The sequence below is a fragment of the Sphingobacterium sp. SGR-19 genome (assembly GCF_011043555.1).
Taxonomy (GTDB): Bacteria; Bacteroidota; Bacteroidia; order Sphingobacteriales; family Sphingobacteriaceae; genus Sphingobacterium.
Window position 1 is genome coordinate 300,305 of sequence record NZ_JAAKGS010000005.1, and the last position, 19,953, is coordinate 320,257.

A 19,953-nucleotide genomic window follows, 5' to 3' on the forward strand; every position below is an offset into this window, starting at 1 on the left:
TAGAGTACAATTTAGATAACGATATAGTTTTAAAAATTTTTAATTTTTTTTACAAATTTTTTATTGCCTCGATTTTCCTTCAGGAGGGTTTTTCTATAATCGCTACCGTTAGCCGGGAAATACAGATAAGGATGTCTTTTTCGTTTTTGATTTTGATATCCCATACGTGGCTTTTTTTTCCAATATGAAGTGGAGAGCAATAGGCATATAGCATGCCCTCTGCAACAGATTTCAAATGATTTGCATTTACTTCCATGCCTACGCCCACGAGGAGTTGCGGATCAATAATAAGGTTCGAAGCAATACTCCCTACAGACTCCGCCAACACAACAGACGCCCCACCATGCAAAATTCCGAACGGCTGCTTGACTTTGTCAGTTATAGGCATAGAAGCGATGAGCATATCCTCATGTACAGCTGTAGCCTGAATGTTAAGATAGCCTGTCATAAATTTCTGGAAGATGCTGTTAATCTCTTCCAATGTATAGTCTTTAAACCAAATTTTCGACGTTTTCATCATAATTACCAACCTATGTCAATGTTATTTGCATCTCGGTTTCATTGTTGAGATAGCGTTCTTTTAAAATGATGCGATGGTGTGTTAGATGGCCGGCTATCACATAGAGGAAAGCCTTAACGGTGATGAGTCTGCCTGACGCCATGCCTTTTCGTTCTAATTCCGTTTCGTTAAATGTATTGAATAACACGAGGTTGGCTTTTCGAAGATATATAAATTCTTCTTCAATACTCTCCAAAGAACGTTCGTTGTGACGGCCATTTTGTACAAACTCATCCTGTTCAAAAGGAGCTAATTCCGTCATATCATTTCGTGCAAACCGGAGGGCACGATACGCCATTACCCGTTCGGTGTCTAAGATGTGACATAGTACTTCTTTGATCGTCCATTTTCCTTCGGCATAAGTATAATCGCCTAAATCTTCTGAAATGCTTCGTATAAATTCGGGGAACGTTTCTATCTGTTCGTACAGTTCTTCCATAACAGAACCGACTACGTTTTCTATGTAGTCACTGTATATGGCCGGGTATTCATCAGACTTGAGTGGGTTCATAGCGCAAATTACTTTTAAGTATAATCCTAAATGTTGTTCCTTTTCCGAGTTCAGATTCCTTAACAAATATCTGGCCTTGATGATAATCAACCATACGTTTTGTCAAGCTGAGTCCCAAACCCCAACCACGTTTACGTGTTGTAAAACCAGGTTGGAAAATCGCATCGAAGTTCGATTTCGGAATGCCTTTTCCTGTATCGCTAATGTCTATAAAAATTTCCTCTTTTGCAATGTTATCGATGATGTTAATCGTTATTTTTCCTTCGGATTCAATGGCATTTACCGCATTTTTTAACAAGTTTTCGATAATCCAGTCGAATAAAGGGATATTCAGTTTTGCTTCAACAGTCTTATCTCCAGTGATTTCAAAAGTAATTTTTTCACTGGTCCGTACTTTAAAATATTGGACAAAGTCGCGGATCACTTGGTAAACCACGTGATTGGCTAAGGACGGGATAGAGCCTATTTTAGAGAAACGATCTGCTACAACCTCGAGGCGTTTTACATCTCGTTCCATTTCATTTAAGGAGCTATCATCCTCTGCATCGAACTTAATGCGTACGAGCTCTAACCACCCCATTAATGAGGATATAGGCGTGCCAAGCTGATGCGCAGCTTCCTTTGCCATACCTACCCATACTAAGTTTTGTTCTGATTTTTTGATAGAATTAAAAACTGTATAAGCGATAATGAGAAAGATCGCAATCAGGGAGAGTTGGAGGTAAGGAAAAACACGCAGCTGGCGTAATGCCAGGGAATCTAGGTAATAAACAGACCACGTTTCGCCTGTATCTAGCGGGAGTGCAATTGGCGCATGGTTACGTTTCATCCTAGCCAACTGTTTCTCAAAATAAACAGGGTCATATTCTAATTCGCTATTAACAGAATCAGCCTGTTCTTCTATATTGGTCTTGTGGGGATCTAAATCACGCCAAAAGATGATATTCCCTTTGCTGTCTGTGATAATAGCCGGAATCGATAAACTGTCCCGCACCGCATACACATAGCTGATAAATTGATCATCTACATCGGGCATGGTCATAATACTCCGGGTACTCATCGCCCAGACTTCAGCCTTGGTGCGCTCAGACTTGGAAAGACTCTTGACCAAATAGTTTGTGTAAAACAGCGAGGCTGCTGCAATAAGTGCCGCAAACAGAAAGAGGAGCACCTTCCATCGTTGTTTATTATTATATTGATATAGATTGTCGTGATTCATATCTAAATAGTTTGCAAAATAGGGATTTTTTGCCATTCCTAAAATGTGTAATTTTGCCATCATGAGTTCGCAACGAAAAGTAAGAGTGCGTTTTGCACCAAGTCCTACAGGCGGTTTACACCTCGGCGGTGTACGTACAGCATTGTTTAATTATCTGTATGCTCGTCGTTATGAAGGTGATTTTATTTTGAGAATTGAAGATACCGACCAGACTCGATTTGTGCCAGGAGCTGAAGAGTATATCAACGAATGTTTGGATTGGTGTGGGCTTACACCCGATGAAGGCCCCAATAAACCGGGGGGATATGAACCCTACCGGCAGAGTGAAAGGAAAGCGTCTTATCGGCAATATGCGGAACAATTGGTGAATAGTGGATTCGCATATTATGCATTTGATACACCGGAAGAATTAGATGTACGACGGAAGGAAGAACCTAATTTTCGATATTCGCACGAAAACCGTTTACAATTGCGTAACTCGTTAAGTCTTTCTGAAGAGGAAACGGCGAGATTATTATCTGACGGACGTCCGCATACGATCCGTATTAAAATGCCCGTAGAAGAAACCGTATCCTTTGAAGATATGATCCGAGGACGTGTTGCATTTGAAACGGGATTGATAGATGATAAAGTCTTGTTAAAAGCAGATGGTATGCCAACTTACCACTTAGCTGTTGTGGTCGATGATAAAGCGATGAAAATCTCGCATGTTTTCCGTGGAGAAGAGTGGCTTCCGTCGGCACCGGTGCATATATTATTGTGGGAATACCTGGGTTGGAAAGATGAAATGCCCCACTGGGCGCATTTGCCGCTTATATTGAAACCAGATGGAAACGGTAAGCTTAGCAAACGCGATGGTGACAGACTGGGTTTCCCGGTATATGCCATGAACTGGACCGACGTAAAATCGGGTGATGTCACGAAAGGATTCCGGGAAATGGGATTCTTACCGGAGGCTTTTATCAATATGCTGGCCGTTTTAGGTTGGAATGACGGAACGGAGCAAGAAATTTTTAGTATCGAGGAACTCATCGCGAAGTTCTCGGTCGACAGAATTAGTAAGGCAGGGGCTAAATTCGATTTTGAAAAGGCGAAATGGTTTAACCATGAGTGGATAAAGAAAACGGACAATAAGGAAATCTTACCGCAGATAGAGGAGGTGTTAAAACAGCACGGCGTTGCTTTACCTCACTCAGATTATATAGCTAACGTGCTAGCTTTGGTTAAGGAGCGCATGACCTTTGTTGAAGATTTTTGGGAACAGGCTTCCTTTTTCTTTATGATACCGGAAACTTACGACGTGGATGCGGTAAAACCGAAATGGAATGAAAATAAAATAGCCTTCTTTCAAAATATAGTTGCCGAATTTAGGGCGATGCAAGAATGGACTGCAAGTTCTCTGGAACCATTTTTTAAAAGTAAGATTGTCGATTCTGGCATGAAGATAGGCGAATTGATGATGCCTTTTCGGATTATGTTGGTCGGAGGGAAGTTTGGCCCTGATGTATTCCAGATTGCCGAGACATTAGGTAAAGAAGAGGTTGTTAAGCGTATAGAAAAGGCGTTGCCGCATTTTGCATGACGATAATTATGGCATAAAAAAAGGGAGCGCCAGCTCCCTTTTTTATGCCATATAAATTTTATCTTAACGAACAGGGGTGAACTCGTACATATTGTCAAAGACAATCGATCCGTTTACACCGGTAACAACATACCCATTACCATCTAAAGAGAAGCCTACACCTTTTTCTCGGGAGTCCGTGGAAAGCGCCTGATGCTTATCTGTCCATGAGTCAGAAGAAGGGTCGTATTTCCATACGGTGCTGGTTACGCTGTTAGCGTTTCTACCGCTGACAACATAAGCATAATTGCCGATGACAAAGGTGGCAGCGTTGTATTTACGCGCATCATAGGTGTAGTTATCGTCCGATCGGTTTAAGCTGTTTAGTGTCGTCCAATTCGTTCCGTCGAAAGCGTAAAGGCCGTCAGGAAGGGTTGAGCTGCCGCTATAACCACCACCGATATACGCTTTATCACCAATGACAAAAGAAAACGCCCCTGATAGCTTGTCCTTGAAGGGAAGATTGTTTACAGTAGACCATTCATCATTAGCGGGATCGTATCGGTATAAGTCTCCAAGACGACCGCCACCCACGTTAGTGCCAAGCCCCACATACGCATAATTTCCTAACGTAAATGCAACAGCGCCTGACCGTGCAACACCAGGAAAGTCTTCAATCGGGCTCCAGTTGTCTGTAGCCGGATCGTATTGGTAGAAATCGTTGAATAATTCGTTATCAAGGTTCCGCCCGGTACCCACATAACCTTTTCCTCCGACAGCAAAACCCACGGCTTCATGGCGTGCTGGGCCTGCGAAGTCTTCCATGCTGCTCCAGCCTTTTCCGTTAAATACGCGACCATCTTGTGCTACACCTACGGTTGGGTTCACGTATCCGCCAACCACATAAGTACCTTTACCATCTATGGTGAATGACGCGGCTCCACTACGCGGATCGCCTGTAAATACTGTTGATTTTGTCCATTCTGTAGGTCCAGTATCTCCGCCGTTCCCATCATCATCATCATCTTTCTTACATGAATTAAACGAAGCGAAAGCAATAGTGCAGGCAAAGAATAACAATAGCCAATTTTTCTTATTCATAAATTATCTAAATTTTGTGTATAATATATTCAGTTTTATTTTGGGTTTGGAGTTTTCCGATGCTATTAATGCTGTATTAAATGATGTCAATAGATCAGGAGGGATTATTTCCCGGTTCTGCGTTTCTGTAGGAAGCGGATTTGCCATCAGATAAAACGAGGCATTGTCATAACTTTGTGTTGATTTTAACTGTTGTAAATACATCATCAAGTTGAAAGTGTATGTTCCATTTTGTCCTGTTTCTGCTCCCTGTAGCAACATAGCCTGTTGTATTCCAGAACTATACACTGACGGTAACACGGATTCCGGGATACCGTCTTGATCATTTATAGATAGCACCAGATTGCTTGGCACCGGATACATCGTATTTGTTTTTGACGATGTCTCTATCACAAGCTCGGCTCTGTTGACCGCAATATTTTCAGCTTGTAGGAACTCTTTTAACGTAGGAAAAGAGATTTTCGCTACAGTACCACTACCAGACTGTACATAAGTAAGTCCAGCTGTAGACGATGTCGGAATTGCTTTTTTAGCGGATAATTCTTCAAATGCGGTTCCTGTCCGATCCGTAACGATGTTGTTGTATTGAAATGCAGGCTCTATAATACTAAGCGTTTTGAACCCCGTACGTTTATGCCCATCGGCAGATGGATAATTATAATTTATCCTAACCTCTAGGGCGTCGTCGAAAGCAACTACCGCTGTGTTCTCCTCATCCGGAACAAGCACCAATCCTTTAAAATATTGTTTAAAATTATCATACGAGGACACTTCTATATTACCAGTTTTTATACGGGTAAAGAAATCCTGTCCGATAGCGTCTGCCAAGCGGATACTAAGACTATCTAATGTATGCATGCGTGGTCGAAAAGAAGCCGCTCCAATAGGTGTGCTATTATAACCAAACATTTGGTCCGCAAAAATCGTGTTGCCATTGGCGTAGAGAGGAAGTCCCTGATTGGGGAAAAGAGGTGTAGCTGTTTTTGTCGCCAACGCTTCCGTTAATTGGTGCACTGCGATTTTTTGTGTTTTTGTGGTATCCCCAAAAGAATAGGGGGTAGCTGTCGGCCTTAAAACCAAGGTAATCGAATCAAACTTTGCAGTTTCCGGAATGTCATTTGCTGTTGAAGTAAGCCCTATCCGGAAATATGATGTCGACTTCACGCTTCCGCTTTGCGGAACTGTCGCCTTTCCCACCAGTATATTTCCTGTGCCGGCAGAAGGTAGGTTCGCTAGCTGAACAGTAGAAGTGTTGATTGTGAAGGAGTCTATCAAGGTAACCCCTACGTTGCTCGTCGCCGAATTATCTAACATGACGCTCATGTCTTTGTCGCAGGCCGCTACAATGATTAGTGTAAAAATAGGTATGGCAAAAAAGCGAATACTTCTCTTTAAAAATTGATTCATATTTATTATTTGACTAGCAAAAGTAATTAAATAGGACTGTTAATCAGTGTTATATTTTGTTAAAACTAGCCATTTTTACTTGTGCGGAGCAAAGCTACTAATTTATTCTCGTTATTTGTGATCTGTGACTCGATTCTCGTGATTCTTGGCTTGTAAGATGTGTTTCATACGGATTACAAACTATCTCCTGCGATCAAAATTTCGCAGGTTATAATTTAATGACAGCATGAAATAACGTGTCAATGTATTAGACGTCACATCTGTAATGGCAATATCAGTCACCCTTCTGCCGATATTTTGCGCTTGGTTAAGAATATCAAAAGCTTTCAGCGATAGCTCTGCATTTTTTTGTTTTAAGAATTTAGTACCCAATGAAGCATTCCAAAGCATGGTGTTTGTTCCTGGAGATTCTAATATGCCACTATTATAGATGTACAATAGATTGGAGTGGGCAATAAATGAGCCTAAAAACTCATAGGTTAAGGTGTGATTGACGGTGTGGGAGTATACTTTATATAAAGCTACGCGGGACACGGGGTTGTCGCTCAATGTGAGATTGATACGATAGTTTAGTCCTGAAACAAATTTTTTATTGATGTTGGTATTTAAGCCAACGCGCTGTTGCACACCATAATTGTATCCATTCACAAATTCATCGTTGAGTACCGCAAAATTGCTGTTATAAAAAACGGTATTATTTAGATTAACGTTGAGTTTCCATTTTTTGATCGGAACACCGAAACTGTTTGTCCAACGTACGCCATAAGCCCCGTCTACATTGATAGGAACGGTGTATTGTCCGCCAGCGCCCAAGCGGATATCGTCAAATAATACGAGGGCCGTATCTGTCATAAGGACGGAGTTGACGATCTTGTCGTTTGTGTAATTGAAATCCACGCTTGAATTGAAGCTCTGTCCCGTGGAACGTCGTATGTCCTTATACTGAATTTTTACTTGATGGTTGTACTCTTGGTTAAGATACGGATTACCGTTGCGGATATTCAGTTCGTTCTGATTGTTAATGAAATCCTGAAGTTGATTGATATTCGGCGTATTGGTTGTCGTATTATAATTTACTTCAAAACGCCTTTCTTTGTTGATATTGTAAGTTGCAGAGAATTCCGGATGGAAACTGCCAAACGACGCGCGTGTCACGAGGTGAATAGGTACGGTTCGATCGTTATTGCGAACGCCACGTTGATAGCTTAACCCGATTTGAAAACGGAGGGAGTCTTTTTTGTTGTAAGAAAAAGATAAACCGCCTTTATGATAATTAAAGTCGTTTCTAAATTCATTTGATAGACGTTCGTTTAGCTCTCCCAATTGTCCTGTTTCAGCGAGCCATTCAAATGTTTCGCGATCGGAATAATTTAGTGTATTTCTATAATTGTAACTTAGCTGTAATCTGCTTCTACTGGAGAGACTTTCTGTAAACGACAGCCGATTATTCAAGCCCGAACCATATCCGTTTGTGATACTCTGGTTGTTGTTGGTGTCGACACGGTCCAGCAAAGCATCTTTGTAATATTTCGTAAGTGCTAGATTTTTTCCTAAAGCGTCATTGGTACTTTTGTTTCCTGAGACATTTAAGGAAATCGTGCGGCCGGGTTTTTTAAAACGATACATATAGGTGAACCTCCCTCCAAAATTGAAGTTGCTGTTGCGCGTGTCGTTCTGTCTCTCCGATATGTTGAGCAGATCATTGTCATTCAAAAAAGTAGAAAAATGGTTACTTCCGGTACGGCCGAGTGAGCTGTGCGATAGGTTCGGCGCTAAATCGATGCGCTGTTTATCGTCTATGTTCCAACGTACCCGTGCGTTTGCTTTATGTTCCGTTTGTCGGTTAAGATTATCTTGTTCCTGTGTCCGCGATTGGTTGGCGCGATTCCCTAAGATATATTCAATATCGGATAAAGAGATGACGCTCGTTTTGGAAGAACGAAAATTGTAATCGCCACTGACGTCCATGGCGTCCTCAAAAAACGAATTGTTATAATTAATAGCACCCGCGTAGGTATCTGACAACCCCCGATCCGTATTGTTGTTGCCTCTTCGCGATCCACCACGGCCCTGTTCCGCGAAGTTTGTCTCATTCACATTATTTGCCATGAGGTTTACGGCAATTTTTTTATCGTTTTCAAATCGGTTGATGGAGGTGTTTAAAGCAAATTTGTTTTCATCTCCATAACCTGAAGAAGCCTTTCCGAATGTACCGCGTTTTTTGTCGGGTTTTGTCACAATGTTAATTACTTTCTTCCGTTCACCATCATCAAAGCCGGAAAACCTGGCCTGTTCCGATTTCTCATCGATAAGCTGGATCTTGTCCACAATTTCAGCAGGTAGTGTCTTAAGGGCTATACGCGGATCTGTGCTGAAAAATTCCTTTCCATCCACAATAATTTTGGTAACCTCTTCGCCATGTGCTTTCACATTTCCCTCCTCATCTAGTTCTACGCCGGGTATTTGTGCAACTAATTCATCGGCATCAGCATATTCTCGCGTAGAGAAACGTTTCGCATCAAATTCCGTGGTATCGCCACGGAGAGAAACTGCCGGTGTCCCCGTAATTTCAATTTCTTCTAAAGCGATCTCTCCGGATTCCATGGCAATGTTGATTTGTATATCTTTATCCAGTAATGTTATCGACGATTTAAATAGTTGATAGCCAACATTAGTAGCATGCAGGGTGTAGTTACCTTTTGGTATGTTTTTGAATGAAAATATTCCCAATCGATTAGTAGATGTAGATTGTAATACCGAATCTTTTGCATCCAGAACATTCACGGTGACTCCAGTAAGAGGGATGTCCGAAATTTTGTCTTCGACCTTGCCGCTTACTATATGTTGCGCTGCAGATGTCATACTGACTACTGATAAAATCAAGGTCAGGGTAATAAATCGGAAACGTAAAGCACAAAAGTCCATTATAGGTTTATGTTGAGCGCTAAAGATAGAAAAGGTATAATAGATTTGCCCGATTGTTTCAAAAATTTTGCAAAGGACAGTCGTGCTGAAAAATAGTATCTTTGTTAAAAATAGTATAGTATTACATGAAAGAGACGACATTAAGCCGTAAAGAGAAGATAATGAAAGTAGCCCTTTCTTTATTTGCAACGAAGGGCTATGTGGATACGTCGACAAAAGAGATTGCTTTGGAAGCAGGTGTGTCAGAAGCGCTTATTTTTAAGCATTTTGGCAGTAAGGATTCCTTATTAGCGCATATTATTAAGTCGGGTTATAGAAGAGTGCTCTCACATCACCGGGGGATGATGACCTACAAGAACCCTAAAGAGTTTTTGAAAAATATGATTTTTCTGCCGAACAAGTTGGTTGCCGATGAACCCCTTTTCTGGAAATTGCAAGAACGCCTGTCACATAATAGTTTTTCTAAACAACAACATGAACAGTTTATGAAACCTGTACAGCCTGTTTTGGTTAAAGCTTTTTCCGAATTAGGATATAAAGACCCTGAGTTGGAAACGCAGTTTCTATTGCTGATTATTGATATGCTGTGGACGAAAGAAGCGAATGGAGATGTTGATAATGGGGTGGAACTCGCTCAATTATTAGAAAAGAAATACAATTTATAGAGAAGCGTTTTTATGCATGTTTTAAATTAAAGTATGCATAATTTGTAAAAAATCTTTTTTTTTACGTAATTCGGTTTTTGATAACTAAGTAAAATATGGTGAAAAAGTTCTGCTCCGCGGTTTTTTTTTGTGCATTTTTCATAACGAGTGTATATGGACAAAAAAAACCTAATTTCGTTCAATTTATCAATAGCCAACATACGTGGGTAGATTCGGTTTTTCAAAAGCTCACGCCTAAAGAACGTATTGCACAGCTTTTTTTGGTTCGTGCCCATACCAATCTTGGGCAGCGATATATAGATTCGGTTGCGCAGGTGATTCAAAAAGAACAGCTTGGTGGTTTAGTTGTGTTCCAGGGCGGGCCGGTACGGCACGCTCAGATGCTTAATCAATACCAAAAGTCGGCAAAAGTTCCTTTGCTGGTTACGTTTGATGGTGAATGGGGATTGGGTATGCGGCTTCCCGACTCCACTGTTTCTTTCCCTTATCAAATGACCTTGGGCGCTATACAAAATGAAATGCTTATTTATGAAATGGGACGCCAGGTAGCGCGCGATTTTCAGCGTATTGGTATGCACTTTAATTTTGCCCCGGTGGTTGATATCAACAATAACCCTAAAAACCCGGTTATAAACTTCCGTTCATTTGGCGATAATAAACACAATGTAACACGTAAAGCGAAAGCGTATATGGACGGTATGGTGGATGGAGGAATAATCGCCTCTCTAAAGCATTTCCCTGGACATGGCGACACGGATGTAGATTCCCACCACGACCTGCCGCAACTGAAATTTTCCAAAGCGCGTTTAGATAGCTTAGAGATTTTTCCGTTTCGTGAGTTAATTCAGCAAGGTGCACCTGCAATAATGGTCGCTCACATGAATATCCCGGCATTGGATGCGAAACCTAATATCCCTTCTTCTATTTCACGCAAGGTAGTGACGGATCTTTTGCGAAAGGAATTAGGCTTTAATGGTCTAACAGTGACCGATGCAATGGACATGAAGGGAGTAAAGAAGTTCTTCCCCAACGGAGAGGCCGATGTAATGGCAATTGAAGCAGGGCATGATTTGCTAGAAATCTCTGAAAATAGTGCGCGTGCCATTGGCTTGGTTGAAAAGGCTGTAAAAAGTGGACGTATTAAACAGGCCGAACTAGATCAACGTATAAAACGGGTGCTCGCAGCAAAATATTGGTTGGGTTTACATCAATATCGGCCAGTTAATACGATTAATCTGGTGAACGATTTGAATACACCTGCATCAAAATCATTAGTGCAACGATTGGCTGACGCTTCGGTTACTGTACTTAAATCCGATAGACGTATCCGAACTTTCGATAAAAAAATCGAAACAGCTGTCGTGTCGATAGGCGTGAATCAACTACAAGATTTTGAGAAAGGTTTGGCGGTGCAATTAAGTGATAGAAAAGAGTTTTTGATTACCGGAAAGGAAACGGAGGACGAGATGAAAGAATTGCTGAAGGAAATCCGTCGGAGCCCACAGATCGTTTTAGCAATACATGATAATCGTTCGCGTCCGGGAAGCGAAATTAAGGTAAATGAGCAAATACGTGAATTTATCGATCGGCTAGCGGGGCGGAGAACCATTACGATCATGTTTACCAATCCCTATGTAATAGATAATTTACCTGTTGAGCGAAGCAATAGTATAATTTTGGCCTATCAAAATGACCATTTTATGCAAAAAGCGGCGTTGAAGGTTCTTTTGGGACAGCGGAAAGCAGAAGGGAAATTGCCGGTAACCGTCAATAAACGGTTTGCTTATGGCGATGGAATATAACGTTGATCGTACTAAATACAATAGTAGCAAGTAAAGCCGGGAAAATTTAAAATATCCTAAATGAATTGCCTTAATTTTTAAGATGATTCATTTAGGATATTGCCTTTTAAACGATAGCTTTGTGAAGCTTAAATTTTAGCGATGGTTAAGGAACGAATCTCTATTTTTGATATGTTTAAGATTGGCATCGGGCCATCAAGTTCGCATACCCTCGGACCCTGGCGTGCTGCGCAACGCTTTATAGACAAGCTAAAAGGTAGAAATGTATTGCAAAAGGTGGAGGGTATTCATATCTTATTGTACGGTTCTTTAGCGAAAACCGGGATAGGGCACGGTACGGATATTGCCGTGCTACTAGGGCTTAGTGGCGACGATCCTGTGACATTTGATGTACATCGGGTAATGCCGAAAGTGCAAGAAATCAAATCATCCGGAAAGATAGATTTAGGTGCGGAGCGCGTTGTTAGTTTCTCTTACACGACGGACTTATTATTTCTCTATACAGAAAGTCTACCTTACCACCCTAATGCTGTAACTTTTCAGGCATTTTTAAGGGACGGCACGGCGGTGTCAGAAACCTACTATTCTATCGGAGGCGGGTTTGTCGTACAGGAAGATGATACGGTCGGTGTTTTACAGGAAGTCGATCTGGCGTTCCCCGTGGACACGGCTCAGGAGTTGATGATGTGGTGTATGCGGACGGGATTGAAAATTTCGGACCTGGTTATGGAAAATGAATTGGCATGGCGTTCCGAAGAAGAAACCAAAAGGGGAATAACGCAGATTTTTCATACAATTAAGGATTGCATATATAAAGGGTGTCACACCATGGGCGTGCTTCCCGGAGGTTTGCTTGTCGAACGACGTGCTTCAAAGATGAATAAGCGCTTGTTGAAAGACAGGGTATACCATGGTTATGAATCGTGGATAAATGCCATACGTGATGGCGGCAAAGACTTCGGCTATATTCTGGATTGGGTGAGTTGCTTTGCGCTTGCAGTCAATGAGGAAAACGCTTCTTTTGGACGAGTAGTTACAGCGCCTACCAATGGTGCATCGGGTGTAATTCCCGCTGTGTTGCAATATTACATAATATTCTATGACGGCTATGATGAAAATAAGATTATACAATTCATTGCTACGGCATCCGAAATAGGTTCTATCTTTAAGAAGGGAGCTACTATTTCTGCAGCAATGGGCGGCTGTCAGGCAGAAATAGGAGTGTCGTCGGCTATGGCTGCAGGTGCATTAACAGAATGTTTAGGCGGTTCACAACGCCAAGTGTTGATGGCTGCAGAAATCGCAATGGAACATCATTTGGGATTGACCTGCGATCCGATTGGTGGCCTGGTGCAAATACCTTGCATTGAAAGAAATACGATGGGGGCCGTCAAGGCCATTACGGCTGCTCAATTGGCCTTAAACTCGAATCCTGATAAGGCGAAGGTGAGCCTAGATGTGGTCGTTAGCACCATGTGGGAAACAGCGCAGGATATGAATGTGAAATATAAAGAAACTGCAGACGGTGGATTGGCAATTAAGGTACCGCTGAGTTTACCGGAATGTTAAGAAAGAAAAATAAATAGATGAAATATTGTGCCTTAGCTTCTGGGAGTAACGGTAATTGCTATTACATCGCGAATGCGGAAGATGCTATCTTAATTGACGTAGGCATTAATACGAAACACGTAGAGCTGCGTATGGCCAAATTAGGTATCGTCCCATCATCAATTAAAGCAATATTTATAACACATGAGCATACGGATCATATCCGTGGGCTAGCCGTTTTTTGCAAGCGTTACCAAATACCGGTATATATAACGGCGGGCTCATATCGTGGTTCGCGATTGCATCTGCCGGAGGCCTTATTGCGTATTATCCGCCCAGACGAAGAAGTGGAGATTGGTAGCATGACGGTTTATGGTGTTCCCAAGTATCATGATGCACAAGAACCTTGTAGCTTTTGGGTTTCAAATGGGGAGATCAATATTGGAGTGTTGACTGATATTGGGCGCATTTGCGATAACGTGAAACATGTAATTCGGCAAGCAGATGTTCTCTTGCTGGAAGCAAACTATGATGAAGAATTGCTAGATAGTGGAAGTTATCCCTTCTTTCTGAAAAATAGAATACGAAACGGATGGGGTCATCTCTCTAACCATATTGCGCTGGAAACTGTTTTAGCGTATCGCACACGTCGTCTTCGACATTTAATATTAGGGCATCTTTCTGGACAAAACAATAAAGTGGAGTTGGTACGACAAACTTTCGTACCTTATTGTAGTAAAATAAAATTGTCTATTGCAACACGTTATCAGGAAACCGAATTGTTCGATAGTCAAATTTTGCTACCTCAATCAACACCAGAAACTGTCGTACAACAGGTAGCGTATCAGGCTGCTTTTGTATTCCCCGAATAGATGTGGTGACATTGGACCTATTTGAATCAAGTAGGGCATAAAAAAAGGTTTTCAAACGGGGAGAATGAAAACCTTTAGCTAACCAATTATAAACCTAAATTATGATGACACAAATATACGCCGTTTTTGATTTTTTTCCAAACTATCGAGAGATTATCACATGTTTTTTACAAAAAAGACTATTTAGGTTTTGATTCGGCATACTTCTTGAATATAGAGGGCAGATACCATCGAAAATTATTTTGATATATAGAAGGGAGTGGTTCAGTAATGGCGAAATAACATGAATAAATTGAGAAATAAATATGAACGTGTACCGTTCGCAGCGCGTACATTTTGGGTTTTGGTTTTATTTGTTCTTATCTTAATTGTCGAGCTTTTAACGTTACACAGATTTGGTTAATTAGGAGGTTGAATAAGAGGGAGCCTATTTTAGGACGAGGGTGTAGTTAAAATGCTACGATTGACATATTGGTGGGGGTAATTGACCGCGGATTCCTATTTTGAAGATATGTCATCAATAAAGCGGACACCAAGTTAATAATTTTTAAGTAAACTTTTTTCATAGAATAAAGAACTAGACTATCCAAACATGGATTTGAATGTACTGAAGAAGAAGTTGCGGAAGGATAACCCGCGCTGGGTTATTTTGTTGATTGACATGATCATTGTGTTCGGATGTTATGTAACATTCAACTTTATTTTAAATAGCTTTTTAGGTAAATTCGATGTAGACTTGATGTTTAAGCAGTGCCTGTTGATCTTATTGGTTTATCTGCTTTCTTTTCTTTTCATGAAGACCTACCGCGAAATCGTGCGACATACTGGTCTCAGCGAAGCCATACGGATTTTTAAAACGGTTTGGTTGGCCTGTATGGTGCTTTTTCTTATTACTTTATTAGTCCGTTCTACGGAAGTGAAGAATTCGATTTGGGGAGAGTATCTTCGTTTATCTTATGCTGTAGTCTTTTCGCATGGTTTTTTCACTATGGTGATGTTGGTTGCGGCTAGGGTAGTTTATAGACAGGTTTATGAATTGCTTTTTTTTACAAAAAGAAAAAGCAGGCATGTGTTAATTTTTGGTGCATCGAGACCGGGTTTGGTGGCTTACGCTATGCTGCAAGATGATATCCGGTCAAAAAACAAGGTCATCGCATTTGTGGAGGATAAACCGAATCGAGTGGGGAAAAATTCCCGAGGTGTACGAATTCTACATATCACTGATATAAATCAGGATTTTGTGCGCAAAAACGATATTGATGAGGTTATTATTGCTGTTGAAAATGATGAACCAGAGCGTCTTTCACGTGTCACTGACCACTTCCATAACCTCAATATTGAACTTAAAATTATGCAGCCCGGTCGTTCTTTACTAAGTGGTGGAGGTAAACGCCAAATTCGGCAATTGCGGATTGAGGATCTCTTAGGAAGAAAGCCCATTAAATTGGATAATCCTGTTGTGGAAAAAGAATTAAAGGGACGAACGATATTAATAACAGGTGCTGCAGGTTCTATTGGGAGCGAACTTGCACGACAGATTGCGATCCTTCCGTACCGAAAAGTCATCCTGCTGGATCAGGCAGAGTCTGCATTATATGATGTACAGCAAACTATCCATACTTCCAACCCTGATGAAGCCTATTTCATTGTGGGAGATGTGCGAGACAAAACCTTTATGAGGCGTATATTTGAAACGCATAGTCCGGATGTAGTTTTTCACGCGGCAGCGTATAAGCATGTGCCGTTAATGGAAGCAAATCCGTACGAGGCGATTTGGACGAATGTATATGGTAGTCGTATCATGGCAGATTTGTCAATGGAAAACAATGTCTATAAGTTTGTAATGATCTCGACAGATAAGGCCGTCAATCCTACAAACGTTATGGGAGCTTCTAAACGAGCTGCGGAGATTTATGTCAATTCATGTAATGGACAGAGTGACACCAATTTTATTATCACGCGGTTTGGAAACGTGCTGGGATCTAACGGTTCGGTAATTCCACTTTTTGAAAAACAAATAGCGAAAGGTGGGCCATTAACATTAACCCACAAGGAAATTACACGCTTTTTTATGACTATTCCAGAAGCCTGCCAGCTTGTATTAGAGGCTGGAACTATGGGGAAAGGGGGTGAAATTTTTGTTTTTGATATGGGGAAATCTGTCAAGATTATAGACCTAGCCAAACGCATGATTAAATTAAAAGGATATCGTTATCCTCAAGACATCGATATTAAAATTGTAGGATTACGTCCCGGTGAGAAAATATACGAGGAACTCCTAGCAAATAACGAAAATACACTCAAGACACACCATCCTAAAATTATGATAGCGAAAGTCTGTACAGAAAATTTGTCAACGAAAAGGAGACAGATCGATGTATTATGTGGGCTTGTCGAACGCAGTGAAGCACCTGCCGAACACGCTGATCTGGAAATCGTTAGTCAGTTGAAAGCTATTGTTCCGGAATTTATATCGCAAAATTCCGTTTTTGATCAATTGGATAAATAAAGCAACCTGTGTTTCTCTTTCATCCAATCGACGCGCCAATCGTTAAAAGATGTTAAATGGGGCGTGTAAAGGAAATAAAGTGTTAGAGTATGCGTTTTAGAAATAACAATAGAGTAATTTTTTTCATAATTTAGGTTAATTAATAATTGGTTAGTAGAAAAATCCTGGAGTTCCCCGCTTCAGGATTTTTTTTGTGTTAACTTTGTGCATGATATATCCAAAGCATAAATAATGGATCACGTTATTAACTATCTTTCGAAAATAAATCCAGTGTTAGCGGCATTGTATGCCTCTACTTTCACTTGGCTGGTTACGGCTTTAGGAGCGGCATTTGTCTTTTTCTTCAAAACAATGAACCGTAATTTTCTTGATTCCATGCTTGGTTTCACGGGTGGTGTCATGGTGGCGGCGAGTATATGGAGTCTGTTAATTCCTGCTATAGACATGAGTAAGGGAGAGGGATTTATGCAAGTATTTCCCGCGGTTATAGGATTTTTAATGGGGACAGGATTTCTTTTTGCACTCGACAAATTATTGCCACATTTTCACGTCAATTTTAAACAAGTCGAGGGCGTAAAATCACCCTGGCAAAAAACAACTTTATTAGTATTAGCGATAACATTGCATAATATTCCCGAAGGGCTTGCCGTAGGCGTATTGTTTGGGGCAGTGGCAGCGGGCGTTCCTGAGGCAAGTATCGGGGGGGCTGTGGCCTTGGCGGTGGGAATAGGTCTTCAGAACTTTCCGGAAGGCATTGCCGTGGCTATGCCATTACGCCGTATGGGGGTTTCGCGCCGAAAAAGTTTTTATTATGGTCAACTTTCTGCTGTTGTAGAGCCGATGGCAGCGGTATTAGGTGCGTTCGCAGTCGCCTTTTTTACGCCGTTATTGCCGTATGCATTAGCGTTTGCAGCCGGTGCTATGATGTTTGTCGTGGTGGAGGAAGTGATTCCTGAAGCGCAACAGAATAAGGACTCGGATTGGGCAACGTTGGGTTTTATCGGCGGGTTTATTTTAATGATGTCGTTGGATGTGGTGCTGGGCTAGTTAATAAAAAGAGAACTAAGAAGCGGATATGAACGAGGAAACCGAAGCGTTATATAGAGAGATAAGGTGTTGTACAATCTGCGAACCGAAATTGCCCGCAGGGACTAATCCTGTATTGACGATCGATGATCGTTCGAAAGTTTTGATCGTTGGGCAGGCTCCAGGTATGAAAGTACACCTATCAGGTATTCCTTGGGATGACCAAAGTGGAAAAGAACTTAGAAATTGGTTAGGTGTTAGGGAGGAAGTTTTCTACAACCCCGAAAATTTCGCTATTATACCTATGGGATTTTGCTATCCAGGGAAAAGTAAAAGTGGAGATTTACCGCCCCGTGCAGAATGCGCACCTATGTGGCATGAACGCGTATTGGCAAAATTACAAAATATTAAATTGACACTACTGGTAGGTCAATACGCTCAATCTTATTATCTACGAGGGCAAAAATACAAGACACTAACGGAGACCGTGAGAAATTATCGAGACTATTTGCCAACCTATTTTCCGTTGCCGCACCCGTCGCCGAGGAATTTTATTTGGATGACAAAGAATCAATGGTTTAAGGAAAAGACAGTGCCGGTTTTGCAGGGGCTGGTAAGTGATGCGTTGCAATAAGATGTAAAAGAAACCCCGAAGTCGGGCGACTTCAGGGTTTCCAAACCAATTATTAACCTAAATTATGAAATGAAGAAATTGCAAATTCTGTGCCAAAAACCAAATAAGTGATGAATCAATGTAATTTGGGTAGATTATGACCAAAAAAATAGACGAGTGTGTTTAATTTTTTGTAAATCGCATTCAATTTAATGGATATAGATACATGAGGAGGAGAGAATACAAAACCCAGATATGATAATCGTTAATATACAGATGTTGATTATCTACTCAAATCCTCGTGAACTAAAAAGAAAATAAATAGATGAAAACAGCAGCCAGCTCATCGACGCATCCAATGGTAAGGAGTACGGTATACAGTATTTTATTTGCTATAAGTTTTGGGCATTTTATTAATGATTTATTGCAGGCGGTCATACCATCGATATATCCGATGTTAAAAGAGAATTTCAGCTTAAATTTCACACAGATTGGATTGATTACTTTGGCTTTTCAATTATCGGCTTCTATATTACAGCCGTTTGTAGGACGTTATACAGACAAGAGGCCGAATCCAAAATCACTAGCTATTGGAATGGGATTTACGTTAATCGGATTGGTGTCGTTATCTATAGCTTCGAATTTTTTGTTTGTTCTTCTTTCCGTTTGTTTGGTTGGAATTGGTTCGTCTGTTTTTCATCCGGAAGCATCTCGAGTAGCCCAGCTTGCGTCAGGGGGTAAAAAGGGACTTGCGCAATCCATTTTTCAAGTAGGGGGTAATGCGGGTAGTGCCATAGGGCCTTTAATGGCGGCATTGATTATTATGCCTCATGGACAAGCATATATCCAATGGTTCTGCTTAATTGCACTTGTTGGAATTTTGCTGTTATCTATCGTAGGGAAATGGTATAAAGAAAATATACAAGAAAGGGAAAAGCTAAGGCTTTCATCCGGGTTAGAAGGGCAAAATTCAACCAATCCGACGTATGTCTTGAGCCGTGGAAAAGTGATAGGCTCGATCGTCCTTTTGCTCGTGCTGATTTTTTCTAAGTACATCTATATGACGTCTATGACGAGCTATTTTACCTTTTATTTGATAGGTAAATTCGGTCTAAGTGTTCAAGAGTCTCAATTTTATTTATTTGCGTTTCTTGCGGCAGTAGCGGTGGGGACGATACTAGGTGGTCCGTTAGGTGATCGGTATGGTCGCAAATTAATTATATGGATTTCTATTTTGGGTGCAGCTCCATTTACCTTAGCGTTGCCTCATGTCGGGTTGACTCTCACTGTTATATTAGCGATTATTATTGGTGTCATTATCTCGTCCGCATTTTCGGCTATTTTGGTGTATGCTACTGATTTAGTGCCTGGTAAAGTAGGCATGATTGCTGGGCTTTTTTTCGGCTTTGCTTTTGGAATTGCGGGGTTAGGATCGGCTTTCTTAGGTTGGTTGGCAGATCATACAAGTATTGAATATGTGTTTCAGATTTGTGCTTATCTTCCGCTGATTGGTGTTGTGACCTGGTTTCTGCCAAATGTCAAAGGACGTTAAGCTAGTTTGTCTTTTTACAACAGCTAATTTGTTCTTTATTAAGAATAATCTATTCTGATAGGTTGTCTTTCTTGTATAGGGGA

Annotated in this window: 15 protein-coding genes; 9 read left to right on the forward strand and 6 right to left on the reverse strand. The window is 41.0% G+C overall.

Annotated elements, in window-relative coordinates; all coding sequences use genetic code 11:
* Positions 1-79: 79 nt before the first annotated feature.
* Genes G5B43_RS11975 through G5B43_RS11985 form a run of 3 tightly spaced genes read right to left on the reverse strand, consistent with a single transcriptional unit; the run spans position 80 to position 2,289 of the window.
* The gene (locus tag G5B43_RS11975) at positions 80-520 is read right to left on the reverse strand and encodes a hotdog fold thioesterase (protein WP_240904855.1); all 441 of its coding nucleotides are present in this window, start codon (positions 518-520) and stop codon (positions 80-82) included.
* 10 nt (positions 521-530) lie between these two features.
* Entirely contained in the window at positions 531-1,070 is a 540-nt protein-coding gene (locus G5B43_RS11980) for a DinB family protein (RefSeq protein ID WP_165294980.1), read from the reverse strand.
* Positions 1,051-2,289 (reverse strand): sensor histidine kinase, encoded by a 1,239-nt coding sequence (locus G5B43_RS11985; protein ID WP_165295004.1) that lies wholly within the window; start codon positions 2,287-2,289, stop codon positions 1,051-1,053. Before G5B43_RS11985 ends, G5B43_RS11980 begins: the two co-directional genes overlap by 20 nt.
* A 61-nt stretch (positions 2,290-2,350) precedes the next feature.
* Here G5B43_RS11985 and gltX point away from each other — a divergent pair, with 61 nt between their 5' ends.
* Complete coding sequence (gltX, locus tag G5B43_RS11990) at positions 2,351-3,871, forward strand: glutamate--tRNA ligase (protein ID WP_165294981.1); 1,521 nt, start codon at positions 2,351-2,353, stop codon at positions 3,869-3,871.
* A gap of 63 nt (positions 3,872-3,934) precedes the next feature.
* Here the strand turns inward: gltX and G5B43_RS11995 are convergent, their stop codons facing one another.
* The 3 genes from G5B43_RS11995 to G5B43_RS12005 all read right to left on the reverse strand — a co-directional run bounded on the left by G5B43_RS11995 (position 3,935) and on the right by G5B43_RS12005 (position 9,220).
* Positions 3,935-4,951 (reverse strand): Kelch repeat-containing protein, encoded by a 1,017-nt coding sequence (locus G5B43_RS11995; protein ID WP_165294982.1) that lies wholly within the window; start codon positions 4,949-4,951, stop codon positions 3,935-3,937.
* 3 nt (positions 4,952-4,954) lie between these two features.
* Entirely contained in the window at positions 4,955-6,358 is a 1,404-nt protein-coding gene (locus G5B43_RS12000) for a DUF4270 family protein (RefSeq protein WP_165294983.1), read from the reverse strand.
* Between the two features lie 180 nt (positions 6,359-6,538).
* Positions 6,539-9,220: an outer membrane beta-barrel protein gene (locus G5B43_RS12005; protein WP_165294984.1), complete on the reverse strand. Its 2,682-nt coding sequence runs from the start codon at positions 9,218-9,220 to the stop codon at positions 6,539-6,541.
* Positions 9,221-9,408: 188 nt separating this feature from the next.
* On the opposite strand from G5B43_RS12005, the gene G5B43_RS12010 reads away from it, so the two are divergent.
* The 8 genes from G5B43_RS12010 (at position 9,409) to G5B43_RS12045 (ending at position 19,870) form a co-directional block, all read left to right on the forward strand.
* Positions 9,409-9,948 (forward strand): TetR/AcrR family transcriptional regulator, encoded by a 540-nt coding sequence (locus tag G5B43_RS12010; protein ID WP_165294985.1) that lies wholly within the window; start codon positions 9,409-9,411, stop codon positions 9,946-9,948.
* A 95-nt stretch (positions 9,949-10,043) separates the two neighbouring features.
* Positions 10,044-11,750, forward strand: a complete 1,707-nt coding sequence (locus tag G5B43_RS12015; protein WP_165294986.1) for a glycoside hydrolase family 3 protein — start codon at positions 10,044-10,046, stop codon at positions 11,748-11,750.
* A 141-nt stretch (positions 11,751-11,891) separates the two neighbouring features.
* Positions 11,892-13,319: an L-serine ammonia-lyase gene (locus G5B43_RS12020; RefSeq protein WP_165294987.1), complete on the forward strand. Its 1,428-nt coding sequence runs from the start codon at positions 11,892-11,894 to the stop codon at positions 13,317-13,319.
* Positions 13,320-13,336: 17 nt separating this feature from the next.
* The gene (locus tag G5B43_RS12025; protein WP_165294988.1) at positions 13,337-14,170 is read left to right on the forward strand and encodes an MBL fold metallo-hydrolase; all 834 of its coding nucleotides are present in this window, start codon (positions 13,337-13,339) and stop codon (positions 14,168-14,170) included.
* A gap of 592 nt (positions 14,171-14,762) precedes the next feature.
* On the forward strand, positions 14,763-16,679 hold the full coding sequence (locus tag G5B43_RS12030; protein ID WP_165294989.1) for a polysaccharide biosynthesis protein: 1,917 nt from the start codon (positions 14,763-14,765) through the stop codon (positions 16,677-16,679).
* 231 nt (positions 16,680-16,910) lie between these two features.
* Positions 16,911-17,726 carry a ZIP family metal transporter gene (locus G5B43_RS12035; protein WP_206367334.1) on the forward strand — a complete coding sequence of 272 codons (816 nt, stop codon included), beginning with the start codon at positions 16,911-16,913 and terminating at the stop codon, positions 17,724-17,726.
* A 28-nt stretch (positions 17,727-17,754) separates the two neighbouring features.
* Positions 17,755-18,339 (forward strand): uracil-DNA glycosylase family protein, encoded by a 585-nt coding sequence (locus G5B43_RS12040; RefSeq protein ID WP_165294990.1) that lies wholly within the window; start codon positions 17,755-17,757, stop codon positions 18,337-18,339.
* Between the two features lie 304 nt (positions 18,340-18,643).
* Entirely contained in the window at positions 18,644-19,870 is a 1,227-nt protein-coding gene (locus G5B43_RS12045; protein ID WP_165294991.1) for an MFS transporter, read from the forward strand.
* The last annotated feature ends 83 nt before the right edge of the window (positions 19,871-19,953 follow it).

Coding starts and splice junctions, on each gene's coding strand:
- G5B43_RS12020 (WP_165294987.1), top strand. CDS start 11,892: ATGGTTAAGGAACGAATCTCTATTTTTGATATGTTTAAGATTGGCATC.
- gltX (WP_165294981.1), top strand. CDS start 2,351: ATGAGTTCGCAACGAAAAGTAAGAGTGCGTTTTGCACCAAGTCCTACA.
- G5B43_RS11985 (WP_165295004.1), bottom strand. CDS start 2,289: ATGAATCACGACAATCTATATCAATATAATAATAAACAACGATGGAAG.
- G5B43_RS12045 (WP_165294991.1), top strand. CDS start 18,644: ATGAAAACAGCAGCCAGCTCATCGACGCATCCAATGGTAAGGAGTACG.
- G5B43_RS11975 (WP_240904855.1), bottom strand. CDS start 520: ATGATGAAAACGTCGAAAATTTGGTTTAAAGACTATACATTGGAAGAG.
- G5B43_RS11980 (WP_165294980.1), bottom strand. CDS start 1,070: ATGAACCCACTCAAGTCTGATGAATACCCGGCCATATACAGTGACTAC.
- G5B43_RS12010 (WP_165294985.1), top strand. CDS start 9,409: ATGAAAGAGACGACATTAAGCCGTAAAGAGAAGATAATGAAAGTAGCC.
- G5B43_RS12025 (WP_165294988.1), top strand. CDS start 13,337: ATGAAATATTGTGCCTTAGCTTCTGGGAGTAACGGTAATTGCTATTAC.
- G5B43_RS12030 (WP_165294989.1), top strand. CDS start 14,763: ATGGATTTGAATGTACTGAAGAAGAAGTTGCGGAAGGATAACCCGCGC.
- G5B43_RS12035 (WP_206367334.1), top strand. CDS start 16,911: ATGGATCACGTTATTAACTATCTTTCGAAAATAAATCCAGTGTTAGCG.
- G5B43_RS12000 (WP_165294983.1), bottom strand. CDS start 6,358: ATGAATCAATTTTTAAAGAGAAGTATTCGCTTTTTTGCCATACCTATT.
- G5B43_RS12005 (WP_165294984.1), bottom strand. CDS start 9,220: ATGACATCTGCAGCGCAACATATAGTAAGCGGCAAGGTCGAAGACAAA.
- G5B43_RS12040 (WP_165294990.1), top strand. CDS start 17,755: ATGAACGAGGAAACCGAAGCGTTATATAGAGAGATAAGGTGTTGTACA.
- G5B43_RS11995 (WP_165294982.1), bottom strand. CDS start 4,951: ATGAATAAGAAAAATTGGCTATTGTTATTCTTTGCCTGCACTATTGCT.
- G5B43_RS12015 (WP_165294986.1), top strand. CDS start 10,044: ATGGTGAAAAAGTTCTGCTCCGCGGTTTTTTTTTGTGCATTTTTCATA.